The organism is Chitinophaga sp. Hz27, assembly GCF_042263525.1.
Classification (GTDB): Bacteria; Bacteroidota; Bacteroidia; order Chitinophagales; family Chitinophagaceae; genus Chitinophaga.
Genome location: NZ_JBHKFJ010000008.1, coordinates 38,694 through 53,975 on the forward strand (window position 1 = coordinate 38,694; position 15,282 = coordinate 53,975).

A 15,282-nucleotide genomic window follows, 5' to 3' on the forward strand; every position below is an offset into this window, starting at 1 on the left:
AAGAAAATATTCAAATTATAATAGTCAGGCCACCAGTCCGGTCTGACTTTTTTATTATCCACATGCCTCTGACTTTAAAAAATATCCATAATTCTTCTGCCAATAGTATCTTTACAGGAACCATAATAATTAGCAGGAATAAACAAGACGCCCCTAATGAGCCAGCTTCGTTCTATGCCAGGTTATGCCCCTTTCTGTGCTGCGGTCGTTTCCCTACTGCTCTGTTGTTGTATTGTATTCCGGCTCCAGGCCCAAACCAGCGTACCTCATAAATTCACACACCTGGATATTTCCGACGGACTTGCCAGCAATCATGTTTCTGCTATCATGCAAGACCATAAAGGGTTTATATGGATTGCCAGTACGGCCTTGCAACGATATGATGGTACCAATCTCATAACTGTCGCCAACTTCGACAAGGTACCCGGCTCTATTTATTATGATGATATCTGTCTTTGTGAAGATAAAAAAGGCCGTATCTGGATGGGAACACCAGAAAATATTCGTGTATACGATCCCGTTACTACCAAAGTAACAACGCTGAAAATGGCTGATAACAACCAGCTCCCGGAAGGCCTTGAATGCAGCAAAATCATCCAGGATCACAAAGGCACCATCTGGGCATCCACCCGCAACGGCCTCTTTCTATACGACGAACCATCTGCTTCCTTTCAAAAAGCTACCATCCTGCCAGAGCCTATCCGCGCAGAAATCCAGGATGGCATCCTCGAAGATGAACAAGGAAACCTATGGCTAGGTGGCCGAGACGGCATCTACCTACTCAATAGCAATCATACACAACTCTATCACAGTGGCAATAATCCCCAACACCTGCCAATCTTCGACATACATCACTCTATTAAAAAATTCTATACCGATCCACATCACAACATATGGATAGCGGCACGCGGCGGAAATGTATTCAAATACAATCCTACCAATCACCATCTGGATTCCTTCTTTTTCCGCCCTCCTCCCGGAGCTATGAAACTAGCCACAGATAAGGATCCCATCTTTGATGTTTCTGCCGATGTGGAAGAGAATATTTGGGTAGCTACAGAACATGGTGGCCTTTTCCGTTATAATTACCGCACCCAAAAATTCGATCTCAATATATCAGGGAACAACAACGATCCGCAAGGGTTACACTACAACTACGAAGCTAATTGCCTCATCAACGATCGCGAAGGCCAGCTGTGGATAGGTACCGACCATGGCGTGAATATCTTAAGTCTGTACAGCCAGACATTTCATCAGCTGGACGCTACTACCACTTTCCCTACTACCAACAAACGACTCCCCGCAGCAGAAGTCACCGGAATTTTTCAAAGTACTAACGGCAACGTATATATTGGCTATTGGGGCAAAGGCTTTGCCGTATTAAATGCCGATCTTCAATTAATCAACACCTACGCCGCAGGCCCCGAAGGCAATGCCACCACAATTCCCGAAGAAAGAGGACTGGTATGGACATTTGCAGAAATGAAAGATGGTACCGTTCTCGTCGGACAGGAAAATGGTAATCTCTCGCTCTATGATCCACGGCAGCACCGCTTTACACGGCATTTGCACGACGCTGCATTGTATGATCAAACGCTGCTAAATATACTGCCTGTAGATGACACAACCGTTTGGATTGGCCTCTACAAAAGAGGATTAGCTAGCTGGAACCCACAACGCAACACCTTTCGCAACTATAAAACATTATTGGACAGTCTGCACAAACCCACCTCCGTCATGGATATAGAAGCCGGCCGGGATGGCCGTTTGTGGCTAGCTACCAGCAATACAGGACTGGTACTGTTCAAACCATCTACCGATCAGGTACTACAACAGATCACTTTTAAATGGAATAATAAAACCTACACCAATGTCACATCTATCCTGAGACAGAATGACTCCACCTTATTAGTAGGAACGGATCATGGCCTCTGGATTTTCAATACACGAAGCTTCCATTATGAGCCCTACTTGGTGAACAGGCAGCTGTTTAATGAGTGGATTCTATGTTTACAGGACGATGATCAGCACAACATCTGGCTAACTACTCAATATGGATTCTATAAGCTACAGAGTCGCACAGGGATGCTTTTATCCTTTGTGCAGGGAGCCGATATCATCGACAATAATCGCAAGGTCAGGAAAAGGATTTTACAGTTAAAAAATGGAATGATGATGGTGGGCGCTTCAGATCATGTGGTAACATTTGATCCAGGGAGCTTGCTGGTGGCTCCTCCCCCTCCAGATGTCACTATATTGAATCTGCGTGCCATGGATAGTACAATCCAGGTTGAAGGCGCTTTGCGGGAAAACCAGCCAGTACAGCTGAGTTACCGTCAGAACTTCATCACTATTGAGTTTAAAAGCCTACAATATCATCCTGAAAAGATCAACTACTATTACAAGCTGGAAGGCATGGATGAAAAATGGGTGAATGCGGAAGGCTTGCTGACAGCACGTTACACAAATCTTCCTCCTGGCGATTATACCTTTCGGGTAAAAGCAGCCAATGCTACCAGCACTTTTTCAGACCATATCACGGAGCTGCATATACGAATTCAACCAGCCTTCTGGCAAACAAACTGGTTCCGTTTCCTGGCACTCATGTTGGCCGTAGCGTTGGTATACTTCTATTTCCGTTTACGCATCTCGCTCATCAGAAAAGAAGCAAAGCACCGAAACTCCATTCAGCAGAAGATTGCACAGCTCGAGATGAACGCACTTCGTGCCCAGATGAATCCACATTTCATCTTCAATGCACTGAACTCTATCCAGATATTCATGATGAAGAATGAGACAGAGTCAGCCCAGGCTTATCTAAGTCGTTTCGCTAAGCTGATTCGCAACGTCCTGGATAACTCCCAGCTAAATAATATTTCCATCTCAAAAGAAGTGAGTATGCTGGAGAACTATATGGAATTGGAGAAGCTACGTTTCACCGACCAGTTTGAATATAAAATAAACATAGCCCCTGAGTTAGATGCAGATATGGTGCAGATGCCAACCATGATTGTACAACCCTTTGTGGAGAATGCCATCTGGCATGGTCTCGTGCACAAAAAGGATAAGGGTCGTGTAACGATTAGCTTCAAAGAGGTTTCAGAACGCGTGTTATGCACCATTGAAGACAATGGCGTAGGTCGCGAAAAATCTGCCAGAATAAAACAACTACAAGGCTTACAACATTCTTCAAAAGGCTTACAGATTACGCGCGACAGGCTATCTATTTTTAGCAGCAAATTTGATGTGGAGGCAGGTTTCGAGATTGAAGATCTGTATGATGAGAGTGGGTATCCTACTGGCACAAAGGTTACGCTATGGTTCCCTGTAGAACTAAATTAACAACAGTGAAGAACCGGTGATAACAGGCAACTATCAAGTTAACCATGAACAGCTACCTGATTATCTACATCCGGTCAAACGGTTAATCAAACTCAATATCTTTTACTGATTATAGCACTTCCGGGTATGCCCCAACGTCTATTACAGACATCCGGTGGCAGAAGTAGTATATGAGTGGTTTTGGTATTTGGTAAATCAATCATTCAGGCTGTTATTAACAATGGCATGATCAAACCAACTAATACAGACAGAATAGGATTTGTTTTCGATTATTTTGATCTGAGCATTATAATATATCAGAGAGTAAACTAGATAGGTGAGATACCGTTTTTACCGGTTATTTTTTAAATAAATGTAGATGGGAGATGAGCAGTGAGGAAATGGCACAAATAAAAAACGGTCTCTACTGAGTAGAGACCGTTTTCTTTGTACCACGTACGGGAATCGAACCCGTGATTCCTCCGTGAAAGGGAGGCGTCTTAACCCCTTGACCAACGCGGCGTATCGTTTTGGGATTGCAAAAGTAGGATTATTTTTTAATTCTCCAAAAAATATTTTGATAACTTAAAAATATATTGATTTCTAGATCTATTGATTGTAAATTCGCCTTCGATTTTTTCATATTCAAATCACGATGTAAAATGGGAACTACTCTCAAAATTGGTATTAATGGTTTCGGCCGTATTGGTCGTTTGGTATACCGCCAGATTTACGCAATGCCAGGCATTGATGTTGTTGCTATCAATGACCTCACCAGCCCTAAGCAGTTAGCGCATTTGCTGAAATATGATTCAGCTCAGGGTAGATTTGATGCAGAGGTTAAAAATTCTGACAATTCAATTACTGTAAACGGTGACGAGGTAAAAATATATGCACAGAAAGATCCGGCTCAAATTCCTTGGGGCCAGCACGATGTTGATGTGGTTATTGAGTGCACCGGTTTCTTCGCTGATAAAGATAAAGCTTCTGCTCACCTCACTGCAGGTGCTAAAAGAGTAGTTATCTCCGCTCCTGCTACAGGTGATCTGAAAACTGTTGTTTTCAACGTAAACCATAATATCCTCGACGGTTCTGAAACAGTTATCTCTTGTGCTTCTTGCACTACCAACTGTCTCGCTCCAATGGCGAAAGTTCTCCAGGATAAATACGGTATCGTTAATGGTCTGATGACTACCATCCACGCCTACACTAACGATCAGAACACCCTGGACGCTCCTCACCCTAAAGGTGACCTGCGTCGTGCTCGCGCTGCTGCAGCTAACATCGTTCCTAACAGCACCGGCGCCGCTAAAGCTATCGGCCTGGTTCTGCCAGAACTGAAAGGTAAACTGGATGGTTCCGCTCAACGCGTTCCTACCATCACCGGTTCCCTCACAGAACTGACTGCTATCCTCGGTCAGAAAGTTACTGTTGAAGAAATCAACGCCGCTATGAAAGCAGCTGCAAACGAATCTTTCGGTTACACTGAAGATGAAATCGTTAGCTCTGACATCATCGGTATCCACTACGGTTCTCTGTTCGACGCAACTCAAACCAGAGTTCAAAACGTTGGCGATACTCAACTGGTGAAAACTGTATCCTGGTACGATAACGAAATGAGCTATGTTTCTCAGCTCGTTCGCACCGTGAAACACTTCGCTCAGCTGATCTCTAAATAATTATTACAAGCCCCCGCTTCGGCAGGGGCTTTGTTATAAATTCCGCGCAACTACACCATAACAGCAAACCAGCCGAATTGTCTTCGGATGATTTAAATGCTTTGTGCTGTTGGTTCCGCGGTTTTTTTATTGACTTATCCTCTGTTATTATAAAACTGATACTCCATGAGTAAGTTTTCAGAACATAACTTTAATGGCCAGAAAGCCCTGGTCCGCGTAGATTTCAACGTACCGTTAAACGATAAATTCGAAATCACCGACGATACACGTATGCGCGCAGCTGTTCCTACCATCAAAAAAATATTGAAAGATGGTGGCGCAGTTATCCTCATGTCTCACCTCGGCCGACCAAAAGATGGTCCTACGGATAAATATTCTTTAAGACACCTCGTATATCACCTCATCTCCCTCCTCGATGGCGTTACCGTAAAATTCGCCTCCGATTGTGTTGGTCCTGTTGCTGAAAAAGAAGCAGCCGACCTCCAGATGGGTGAAGTACTCCTCCTCGAAAACCTCCGCTTCCATAAAGCAGAAGAAAAAGGAGACGCTTCTTTCGCTGAACAACTGGCTAAACTGGGCAACGTATACGTAAACGATGCATTCGGTACCGCTCACCGTGCACACGCTTCAACTGCTGTAATCGCACAGTTCTTCGCTCCTGAAAACAGAATGTTCGGCTACCTCATGGAAGCTGAAGTTTCCAGCGCCGAGAAAGTACTGAATAACGCAGCAGCTCCTTTCACCGCTATCCTCGGTGGTGCTAAAGTGAGTGATAAAATCCTCATTATCGAAACGCTGATGGATCGTGCAAACAACATCATCATCGGTGGTGGTATGGCTTACACCTTCCTGAAAGCACAAGGCAAAGAAATCGGTAACTCTCTCGTAGAAAACGATAAACTGGACCTGGCACTCGAACTGCTGGATAAAGCAAAAGTGAAAAACGTGAAACTGGTTCTGCCTGTTGATTCCGTTGCTGCTGATAAATTCGCTGCTGATGCTGCTACCCAGATCGTTTCTAATGACAACATCCCTGCAGGATGGATGGGCCTCGATATCGGACCTGAATCTGTTAAACTCTTCAGTGAAGTCATTAAACAATCTAAAACCATCCTCTGGAATGGTCCTATGGGCGTTTTCGAAATGACCGCTTTCCAAAACGGTACCAAAGGTGTTGCTGATGCTATCGTTACTGCTACTGCTAACGGCGCATTCTCTCTGGTAGGTGGTGGCGACAGCGTTGCTGCTGTTAACCAATTCGGACTGGCAGAGAAAGTAAGCTATGTATCCACTGGCGGCGGCGCTATGCTCGAATTCTTCGAAGGAAAAATCCTTCCAGGTATCGCTGCTATCTAAGCATCCGCCTATATAAAATATAACTAACAAAGGTCTCTCTCTACCAAATGGAGAGAGACCTTTGTTGTTTAGGCGAATGACCGATTTCATAATATAAGCAGTAAAAGGTTTTTTTTATCTTTCAGGTAGATTTCAATTAGATAGATTATGAATAAACGCTTTATCTGGTATCCTGTGATTATCGGGATCTTTGGCGCCCTCATCTGGTTTGTACTGAGCAAAGGCCAATCTCTCCCTGTAAAACAAGCTATCGTACCTCATCATAGCCCTGCCGCTGTTCTCACCTCCAGCAATACCTGGAGCCAGTACCTGGAGAATTTTAAGCACCCGCTAAGCTTACTTCTATTACAAATTGTAGTCATCATGATCGTTGCCCGCTTCTTTGGTAAGTTGGCAAATCTGATCAAACAGCCTGCTGTTGTCGGAGAAATTATTGCGGGCGTCTTACTCGGCCCTTCCCTGCTGGGCTGGATCGCACCTTCTTTCTCTAGCTTCCTATTCCCGACAGAATCATTGAAAAGCCTTCAATTCCTCAGTCAGATCGGCCTGGCCTTCTTCATGTTCATTGTAGGCATGGAAGTAGATCTCAGCAAAATCAAGAATAAAGCACATGATGCAGTGATGATTAGCCATGCAAGTATTGTAGTCCCCTTTTTCCTGGGCGTAGGACTGGCTTATTTCATCTTTGAAAGCTATGCTCCTGCCAATGTTAACTTCATTGCATTTGCACTGTTTATGGGCATCGCGATGAGTATTACTGCTTTTCCTGTATTGGCTAGAATTGTGCAGGAGAGAAAATTGACAGGTACACCATTAGGCACATTGGCCATTACCTGTGCCGCAGCAGATGATATCACCGCTTGGTGCGTTTTAGCAGTGGTAGTAGCAATCGCTAAATCCACCGGCCTGGCAACAGCAGCCATTACAATTGGACTGGCACTCATTTTTGTGACCATTATGCTATTTATAGTTCGCCCATGGCTGAAAAATATGATCCAACGTCAGTTAAGTAAGGATAGTGAAAAAACCGCAGCAGGCATCGTATTCCTAACATTACTGCTATCCGCCTGGATGGCTGAAGTCATAGGTATCCATGCACTCTTTGGGGCATTCCTCGCTGGCGCCATTATGCCTGTACAGGAAACAGTACGTAAGGTATTTACCGATAAACTGGAAGATGTATCAGTGCAGATTTTGCTGCCGATATTCTTCGTCTTTACGGGCTTACGCACGCAGATTGGCTTGCTGACACAAGGGCATTTATGGGCCGCATTCGGCATGATTATGCTAGTGGCCGTAGGTGGCAAATTCGGAGGCAGTACTATTACTGCGCGTTTAATGGGTTCCAGCTGGCGTCAGTCTGTGAGCATTGGCGCTTTGATGAATACCAGGGGCTTAATGGAGCTGGTAGTACTTAATATTGGTTATGATCTCGGCATACTTTCTCCTGAGATTTTCGCAATGATGGTACTGATGGCGCTCACCACTACTTTCATGACAGGCCCCCTATTAGATGTAGTAGCATATTCTGAACGTAAACATCACGATGCACCAGCAGTAACCGCCTAACGTTTACGCCTATATCCGATTTATATTAATTATTTCGTCTCTATTCAATAGAGAGCAGATGATTAAGTAGAAATAAAAGCAGTGCCGTCTCTGTCAAAAAGAGACGGCACTGCTGCTTTTGTCATATGAGTTTGCCCTGCGGGCAGATGATTGGAGTAGAGACATACCTGAATCAGGTACCCTCTGCCTAACGTTGAAGTATATATTAAATGAGTTTTACAGCCTTCATCCAAAGGATGATGGCCATAAAAAAAGTCCTGGGCATATACCCCAGGACTTTTTCTTTATATCGTGTATATTTTATCGTAGTTGATAACGCTTACTTTTTAGCGGTTGACTTTTTCTTAGCAGAGTGATGTTTTTTCTTCGCGCTGCTGTGGTGATGAGTCGATGCTTTTTTGGTAGCGTTTCCTGCAGGTGCTTTAGCTGCCGGAGTTTTAGCTTCAGGCATTTTAGCTGGTGCAGGGAATTTAGATTTATCCACACCGCTAGCTTTATCATCCAGTGTCATCTGTACAGATTCTTTCAGTATAGACTCTTTATCAGCCAGGAACTGCTTCATTTTATCTTTAGGGATACGCAGGTCGTAGGCATTAGCAGGAGAAGCCATTGCTTTTGCGAAACCAGGATTCAGGCGGTCCAGTGCTGCAGGCTCCATATCGAGGCCTTTAGCAATGGCTTCCAGTCTGTATTTACCGGTAACGTTTACTTCTACGGAGCTGTAAATTTCTTCTTCTGTCAACGGGCCTCTTGCTACTGCAGCCATTGGAGCAGCAACTTCTGTAGCGTTAGTAACTACAGCTTTGTTGTCGTCCATGCTTACACCGAAGAAGTTGTTGAATCTATCAAGGATATAACCTGTAGCGATGAATTTGTAAACGTGGTTACGTGATTCAGCTGGCAGGAAATATTGCATGCCCCAGAAGTCTTCGCGGCCGCTGGCTTTCATAGCGCGTTGAACGCCGCCGGCGCCGCAGTTATAAGCTGCTACTACAAGTAACCAATCTCCAAACTGATCATACAGTTGGTTAAGGTATTGAGCGGCAGCGAGTGTAGATTTATAGAAGTCTTTTCTTTCGTCAACTTTTTTACCAACACTCAAACCGAAGATACGAGCGGTACCTGCCATGAACTGCCACGCACCTACGGCGCCCACTCTGGAACGTGCGTTGGTGTTGAAGCTGGATTCAATAACGGCGAGGTATTTCATTTCCTCAGGGATGCCGTGTTCACGGAAGATCTTTTCAACCATGGCGAAATAAGGCTGTCCTTTTTCGATCATGATCGCAAGATGTTGGCTATAACGGGTTGCATAGTTATTCACATAACCGGCAACCAGGTTATTATTAATTTGTTCGTAGACTTTTGGGCTACGAATATTATTAGGCAGGCTTTGAGCCGCCTTCTTTACTGCAATGGAGGTAGCTGTAGCGCGAACGACAGTATCCTTAGGTAGTTTTACCTTAGCATGATTTAATACAGCAGTGTCGGCGTATTGCGAGGCAATCGCCGTCTTTTTAGGTATGCCGTTGCTATCCGCTTTCACAATTCCAATACTCAATGCTGGCAATAGCGTAAGTAAAAAGATTTTTCTCATACAATTTATTTTATACAATCTCTCCCTGGTTGCGCTCCATCAGGTGATGGGCGATGTTTAACAGGTTCGACTCGTCAAACTTCTTTGTGATGATCTGTACACCAAAAGGCATCCCGTTAGAATGCTTCCACATGGGGACCGATATTGCAGGTACACCCGCCAGGTTCGCTAAGACCGTGTAAATGTCGGCAAGGTACATAGCTATAGGGTCGTCAGTCTTTTCCCCTAATTTAAATGCCGTTGAAGGCACAGTTGGCATTAAAATGGCGTCATATTGGTTGAGTACTTCATTCAGTTTATCTGCAACCAATCGCCTAACTTGCTGAGCTTTAGTGTAATACGCGTCGTAATAGCCCGAACTCAGTACAAAAGTCCCCAGTAAGATACGCCTTTTTACTTCTTTACCAAAACCTTCTGATCTGCTTTTCTTGTAAAAATCGACCAAATCGAGGTTTTGTTGCTCCGTTCTGTGGCCATATTTCACACCATCATAACGCGACAAATTGGAAGATGCTTCTGCGGTAGTCAGCACATAATAGGCTGGCACCACATAATCGATATAGTCAAAACCGCTTCCGGTTACTGTATGACCATCATCTACCAAAGATTCAAAAAGATCTATAAATGCGTTCTTTATCTCAGGATCAAGGCCATCATGATACAGTGCATCCCTTAAATACGCAAATTTGTAGGATTTATTGTGTGTGAGACCTGTCTGATAATCTGGTACTTCCTTTTGAGCAGCCGTGCTATCGAACTCATCAGGTCCTGCAATCACTTGCAAAACCGCTGCCACATCGGCAATATCCTTGCCAAAAACGCCAATCTGGTCAAAAGATGACGCATAAGCGACTAAACCATATCTGGATATTCTGCCATATGTAGGTTTAAGTCCCACAATACCACAGAAATCCGCTGGCTGGCGAACGGAACCACCAGTATCACTTCCCAGACTCACCTGACAGAGATCTGCCTGTACTGCTACAGCAGAGCCTCCTGAAGAGCCTCCCGGAACGCGGGTGGTATCCAATGCATTTAATACCGGACCATAGGCTGAATTTTCGTTGGTAGATCCCATCGCAAACTCATCACAGTTCAGGTTACCGATAATAATAGCATCTGCCTCCAGCAACCTTTCAATTGCTGTGGCAGAATATAAAGAATTAAATCCTTCCAGAATACGGGAAGCACAACTTACATTATGGCCTTTATAGCAAATAACATCCTTGATGCCAACTACCACACCAGCCAGGGGCCCTACCGTTTGACCGCTTTTTATGCGATCGTCCAGTTGGCGGGCCTTTTCCATGGCTTCCTCTTCATATACCTCCAGGAAGGCATTCAAATGTTTTAGCTCAGCTATACGGTTGAGATAGAAACGTACTCTTTCCGTACAGGTTATGCTGCCGGCGTATAATGCTTTGTGAAAAGTGATTATACTGCTGAATTCAGACAAAGCTAAACCAGTTAAAATAGATTAAAATATAGATACTCCGTAACGTGTACTAACCGAATTAAGCGCCGTGGCTGGTATCGGTAGTAGAAGATTGAGTGGGAGCAGCAGGTTTATCTTTCATACCTTCCTCAATTTCCTGACGCACGTTGTTTTTGGCATCATTAAACTCACGGATACCTTTACCCAGGCCACGCATCAGTTCAGGAATTTTTTTACCACCAAACAGCAGTAATACTACGATGGCAATCAGTAACAATTCAGAACCACCCACATCGGAGAGAAATAAGAAAGTAGATTTAGCGAAAACAGCAGTCATCTTTTTCGATTGTTTATTTAAAAATTCAGTCTACAAAGATAAATTATAAAATCCGCTTTTTTCTGGCAAATACAGGAGTGGAAAGAGATTTAATATCTTTTTAAGAAAACGAAAAAAGCGGAGCCTGCTGGCCCCGCTTATTACTAATTTCCCTGTATTTATTACTAAACCCTTTTTTCTTTAATACGGGCTGCTTTACCAGCGCGTTGACGCAGGTAGTACAGTCTTGCTCTTCTAACTTTACCTACCTTGTTTAACACGATACCATCGATGTTAGGAGAGTAAAGCGGGAACAATCTTTCAACACCAATACCGTCAGAAATTTTTCTAACAGTGAAAGACGCAGTAAACCCTGTACCCTGGATTTTCACCACATCACCTTTAAAGGACTGAATCCTTTCTTTATTACCTTCCACGATTTTATAATTGACAGTGACGTTGTCGCCTGCTTTAAACTTCGGGTACTGTTTTTTAGCTGTCAGTTGTTCGTGAACAAACGAAATTGCGTTCATCTTTCAAATATTTATGGGAGTGCAAAAGTATACTAAGAATTCGCATTTACCAAATTAATAGTGCATTAATTCTGCAAAAAGTTCAAAATACCTTTGTACTAATGTTTAAGTAATTAATTTACAATAAGTCAGGTCGTCTTTCTTTTGTTCTTTCTACGGCTTGTTGATGACGCCATTCATCGATTTTACGATGGTCGCCGCTCAACAGCACATCGGGTACTTTCCAGCCCCTGAATTCCGTTGGGCGGGTGTACACCGGCGGAGCCAGCAGATTGTCCTGAAAAGAGTCAAATAAAGCGCTGGTTTCGTCGTTCAGCACACCTGGCAACAGGCGGCCTATCGCATCTACCAGAACTGCTGCCCCCAGCTCACCGCCGGAAAGCACGAAATCTCCAATGGAAATCTCTTTGGTAATAAAATGATCACGGATGCGCTGATCTATCCCCTTATAGTGCCCGCATAAAATCATCAGGTTCCCTCTCATAGACAGCTGGTTGGCCATCTTCTGGTTCAGGGTCTCACCATCTGGTGTCATATAGATGATTTCATCATATTCCACCTTGGCTTTCAATGATTCGATACAGTTTACAATAGGTTCCAGCATCATTACCATACCGGCGCCACCGCCAAACTGGTAATCATCCACCTGCTGATGTTTCAGGGTAGAATACTCCCGCAGCGGATGCACATGCACTTCCAGCAAACCTTTTGCCTGCGCGCGTTTCATGATGGAATGAGAAAGTGGACTTTCCAACAGCTCCGGCAACACAGTTATAATATCAATACGCATAATGCTGGTGTGTTTTATCAAATTATTGCTGTTTTATTCCCCATTAACTGGTATAAAGCTCTACCAGGCCTTCCGGAAGCTGCAGATGTACCACCTGGTTCTTCTTATCCACCTTCACAAGCGATTGCTCGTTTACTGGCAATAAGGCTTCCTTGCCCTGGATCATGACTTTTATCAATACCTGCATGGGCATTTCGATAACTTCCTCTACGGTGCCCAGTGTTCCATATTGTTCGTCTTCCACTGTAAATCCCAGTAATGCCAATGGAGAAGAAGAGGCTGCCTGGTTTTTAAAATCAGCTTCCTGGAGATAAATCTGGCCTGGAAGCAGCTTTTGTGCCGCTTCTTTGGTATCGATCCCTTCCAGTTTAATATAGAGCTGTTCCGCATTTTTGGCGGTAACGTGCTGAATGAAATGAGGAATAAAAGAATTCTTTCTTTCCTCCAGGAAAATCGCTTCAACGCCTTTAAGCGTGGAACGTTTGCCCAGACTATGTCTTACAAGGATCTCTCCTTGCAGCCCATGGGCCGACAACATTTTCCCGATACTGAAGTAATTGCTCATAATTGGAAATTAAAAAAGGAAATATTTGCAGCCGCAAATATTTCCTTTTCAGGTATTTGTAAAACGTTGCCGTTTTATGCTTCTGTACCTTCGCCTTCTGCCGGAGAAGCCGGAGCAGCAGGAGTATCTTCTACTTTTCTAACGATTGGAGCAGCAAGTTTAGACTTTCTGTGTCCATCGCGGCGAGCAGAAACTTTCTGTTCGTGTTCAGCTTGCCATTGTGCAAATTTCTGGTAAGCAGTAGGCTCGTCGAACAGTCCCAGGGTAACACCTCTGAGGAGATGTTTCAAATACAATACACCTTTGAAAGAGAGGATTCTTCTTACAGTATCAGTAGGCTGAGCACCTTTCTGTAACCAACGCAATGCTTTTTCAGTATCGATGTTGATTGAAGCAGGTACAGTCAGTGGATTGTAAGTACCGATTTTCTGGATGAATTTACCATCTCTTGGAGCGCGAGCGTCAGCTACTACGATGAAGTAGAAAGGTCTTTTCTTCGCGCCATGTCTTTGCAGTCTGATTTTTACTGGCATAAATAAGTCGAGTTATTTTTTGCGAGTTAGGAAATATTGTTTAATTAGGGATGCAAATGTAACCTGTAATTCGATATTTGCAAAAAAAATTTATATAACTCAGTATAAACTTTACCCCGATTTATCTAGTGCCCTGACAATCAAATGGATAACCATTTTATGCGATGGGCGGTTACACAAAACTAGCGTTTCATCATGCTACCCAGGCCTTTTCCACCAGCACCAAACTTGTTCATCATCTTCATCATCTGACGCATCTGCTCGAACTGTTTCATGAACTGGTTGACATCCTGAATGTTTTTACCACTACCTGTTGCGATACGCTTACGACGGCTGCCATCGATCAGGTCTGGATTACCTCTTTCAGCTGGTGTCATGGAGTTGATCATCGCTTCAATACCTTTGAAAGCATCATCGCTGATATCAATATCTTTAATGGCCTTGCCTACTCCTGGAATCATTCCCATGAGGTCCTTCAAGTTACCCATTTTTTTGATTTGCTGCAGCTGTTCGCGGAAATCATCAAAATCAAATTGGTTCTGACGGATTTTCTTTTCCAGCTTTTTAGCCTGTTCTTCGTTGAACTGGGCCTGCGCACGTTCTACCAGGGTAGTGATATCACCCATCCCCAGGATACGTTGTGCCATACGTTCTGGGTAGAAAACATCGAGGGTATCGAGTTTTTCACCCATACTTACGAATTTGATAGGTTTTTCAACCGTATACTTAATCGTAAGTGCAGCACCACCACGTGTATCACCATCCAGTTTTGTAAGAACAACACCGGAGAAGTCGAGGCGATCGTTAAACGCTTTTGCTGTATTCACCGCATCCTGACCAGTCATGGAGTCCACTACGAACAGGATTTCCTGCGGTTTAACGGCAGCTTTAACGTTGGCTACCTCAGTCATCATCGCTTCGTCTACCGCAAGGCGGCCGGCGGTATCGATGATGATGATATTATTGCCATTGGATTTAGCGTGTTTGATAGCATTTTCAGCGATCTGAACTGCATTTTTGTTTTCAGGTTCGCTATATACTTCTACTTCGATCTGTTCACCCAATACTTTCAGCTGATCGATCGCCGCAGGGCGGTAGATATCGGCAGCAACCAGCAAAGGTTTTTTACCTTTTTTAGATTTGAGGTAATTCGCCAGTTTACCAGAGAAGGTAGTTTTACCAGAACCTTGTAAACCTGCGATCAGTACAACCGTAGGATTATTTTTGATATCAAATTCGGCTTCGGTACCGCCCATCAGTTCGGCAAGTTCGTCTTTCACGATCTTCACCATGAGCTGTCCCGGAGAGATAGAGGTAAGAACCTTTTCTCCCAGTGCTTTATCTTTTACTTTATCAGTAAATTCTTTCGCAATCTTGTAGTTCACGTCCGCATCCACCAATGCACGGCGGATTTCCTTAACGGTAGTGGCGATATTTATTTCCGAAATACGGCCTTCCCCTTTAAGTTGTTTAAATGCGGAGTCGAGCCGCTCTGATAGAGATTCAAACATTGTCGGTATTTTAAACGGATGGCAAATGTAGTTTTTTTCCCGGAGATTTTTTCCTTTCTTGTCTCTACTGATTAGAG

The 15,282-nt window shown here is 43.9% G+C and carries 12 protein-coding genes and 1 tRNA gene; 4 read left to right on the top strand and 9 right to left on the bottom strand.

Annotated elements, in window-relative coordinates:
* Window positions 1-156 precede the first annotated feature (156 nt).
* The gene (locus tag ACE38W_RS19355) at window positions 157-3,342 is read left to right on the top strand and encodes a two-component regulator propeller domain-containing protein (protein WP_375833452.1); all 3,186 of its coding nucleotides are present in this window, start codon (window positions 157-159) and stop codon (window positions 3,340-3,342) included.
* A 429-nt stretch (window positions 3,343-3,771) separates the two neighbouring features.
* Here ACE38W_RS19355 and ACE38W_RS19360 read toward each other — a convergent pair.
* Window positions 3,772-3,843 (bottom strand) — tRNA-Glu (locus ACE38W_RS19360).
* Between the two features lie 140 nt (window positions 3,844-3,983).
* Between ACE38W_RS19360 and gap the strand changes: the two genes are divergently transcribed.
* The 3 genes from gap to ACE38W_RS19375 all read left to right on the top strand — a co-directional run bounded on the left by gap (window position 3,984) and on the right by ACE38W_RS19375 (window position 7,925).
* Window positions 3,984-5,000 carry a type I glyceraldehyde-3-phosphate dehydrogenase gene (gene gap / locus ACE38W_RS19365; RefSeq protein WP_375833455.1) on the top strand — a complete coding sequence of 339 codons (1,017 nt, stop codon included), beginning with the start codon at window positions 3,984-3,986 and terminating at the stop codon, window positions 4,998-5,000.
* 165 nt (window positions 5,001-5,165) lie between these two features.
* Window positions 5,166-6,356, top strand: a complete 1,191-nt coding sequence (locus ACE38W_RS19370) for a phosphoglycerate kinase (RefSeq protein ID WP_375833458.1) — start codon at window positions 5,166-5,168, stop codon at window positions 6,354-6,356.
* A 147-nt stretch (window positions 6,357-6,503) separates the two neighbouring features.
* Window positions 6,504-7,925 carry a cation:proton antiporter gene (locus tag ACE38W_RS19375; RefSeq protein ID WP_375833460.1) on the top strand — a complete coding sequence of 474 codons (1,422 nt, stop codon included), beginning with the start codon at window positions 6,504-6,506 and terminating at the stop codon, window positions 7,923-7,925.
* 319 nt (window positions 7,926-8,244) lie between these two features.
* Here ACE38W_RS19375 and ACE38W_RS19380 read toward each other — a convergent pair whose 3' ends face one another.
* The 8 genes from ACE38W_RS19380 to ffh form a co-directional block, all read right to left on the bottom strand.
* On the bottom strand, window positions 8,245-9,522 hold the full coding sequence (locus ACE38W_RS19380) for a transglycosylase SLT domain-containing protein (protein WP_375833463.1): 1,278 nt from the start codon (window positions 9,520-9,522) through the stop codon (window positions 8,245-8,247).
* 10 nt (window positions 9,523-9,532) lie between these two features.
* Window positions 9,533-10,978, bottom strand: coding sequence for an Asp-tRNA(Asn)/Glu-tRNA(Gln) amidotransferase subunit GatA (gene gatA, locus ACE38W_RS19385; RefSeq protein ID WP_375833465.1), 1,446 nt, complete (start codon window positions 10,976-10,978; stop codon window positions 9,533-9,535).
* A gap of 58 nt (window positions 10,979-11,036) precedes the next feature.
* The gene (locus ACE38W_RS19390) at window positions 11,037-11,294 is read right to left on the bottom strand and encodes a twin-arginine translocase TatA/TatE family subunit (RefSeq protein ID WP_375833468.1); all 258 of its coding nucleotides are present in this window, start codon (window positions 11,292-11,294) and stop codon (window positions 11,037-11,039) included.
* Between the two features lie 164 nt (window positions 11,295-11,458).
* The gene (gene rplS / locus ACE38W_RS19395; protein WP_167013105.1) at window positions 11,459-11,806 is read right to left on the bottom strand and encodes a 50S ribosomal protein L19; all 348 of its coding nucleotides are present in this window, start codon (window positions 11,804-11,806) and stop codon (window positions 11,459-11,461) included.
* 118 nt (window positions 11,807-11,924) lie between these two features.
* Window positions 11,925-12,596 (bottom strand): tRNA (guanosine(37)-N1)-methyltransferase TrmD, encoded by a 672-nt coding sequence (gene trmD, locus ACE38W_RS19400; RefSeq protein WP_375833471.1) that lies wholly within the window; start codon window positions 12,594-12,596, stop codon window positions 11,925-11,927.
* A gap of 43 nt (window positions 12,597-12,639) precedes the next feature.
* A complete protein-coding gene (gene rimM, locus ACE38W_RS19405) occupies window positions 12,640-13,161 on the bottom strand; it encodes a ribosome maturation factor RimM (protein WP_375833474.1) in 522 nt (173 codons plus the stop codon).
* A gap of 74 nt (window positions 13,162-13,235) precedes the next feature.
* Window positions 13,236-13,694 (bottom strand): 30S ribosomal protein S16, encoded by a 459-nt coding sequence (gene rpsP, locus ACE38W_RS19410; RefSeq protein ID WP_375833476.1) that lies wholly within the window; start codon window positions 13,692-13,694, stop codon window positions 13,236-13,238.
* Between the two features lie 182 nt (window positions 13,695-13,876).
* The gene (gene ffh, locus ACE38W_RS19415; RefSeq protein WP_375833479.1) at window positions 13,877-15,205 is read right to left on the bottom strand and encodes a signal recognition particle protein; all 1,329 of its coding nucleotides are present in this window, start codon (window positions 15,203-15,205) and stop codon (window positions 13,877-13,879) included.
* Window positions 15,206-15,282: the final 77 nt, after the last annotated feature.

Bases quoted from the DNA above. Each gene is read 5' to 3' on its own strand.
- ACE38W_RS19355 (WP_375833452.1), top strand. From the start codon at position 157: ATGAGCCAGCTTCGTTCTATGCCAGGTTATGCCCCTTTCTGTGCTGCG.
- gap (WP_375833455.1), top strand. From the start codon at position 3,984: ATGGGAACTACTCTCAAAATTGGTATTAATGGTTTCGGCCGTATTGGT.
- ACE38W_RS19370 (WP_375833458.1), top strand. From the start codon at position 5,166: ATGAGTAAGTTTTCAGAACATAACTTTAATGGCCAGAAAGCCCTGGTC.
- ACE38W_RS19375 (WP_375833460.1), top strand. From the start codon at position 6,504: ATGAATAAACGCTTTATCTGGTATCCTGTGATTATCGGGATCTTTGGC.
- ACE38W_RS19380 (WP_375833463.1), bottom strand. From the start codon at position 9,522: ATGAGAAAAATCTTTTTACTTACGCTATTGCCAGCATTGAGTATTGGA.
- ACE38W_RS19390 (WP_375833468.1), bottom strand. From the start codon at position 11,294: ATGACTGCTGTTTTCGCTAAATCTACTTTCTTATTTCTCTCCGATGTG.
- rplS (WP_167013105.1), bottom strand. From the start codon at position 11,806: ATGAACGCAATTTCGTTTGTTCACGAACAACTGACAGCTAAAAAACAG.
- trmD (WP_375833471.1), bottom strand. From the start codon at position 12,596: ATGCGTATTGATATTATAACTGTGTTGCCGGAGCTGTTGGAAAGTCCA.
- rimM (WP_375833474.1), bottom strand. From the start codon at position 13,161: ATGAGCAATTACTTCAGTATCGGGAAAATGTTGTCGGCCCATGGGCTG.
- rpsP (WP_375833476.1), bottom strand. From the start codon at position 13,694: ATGCCAGTAAAAATCAGACTGCAAAGACATGGCGCGAAGAAAAGACCT.
- ffh (WP_375833479.1), bottom strand. From the start codon at position 15,205: ATGTTTGAATCTCTATCAGAGCGGCTCGACTCCGCATTTAAACAACTT.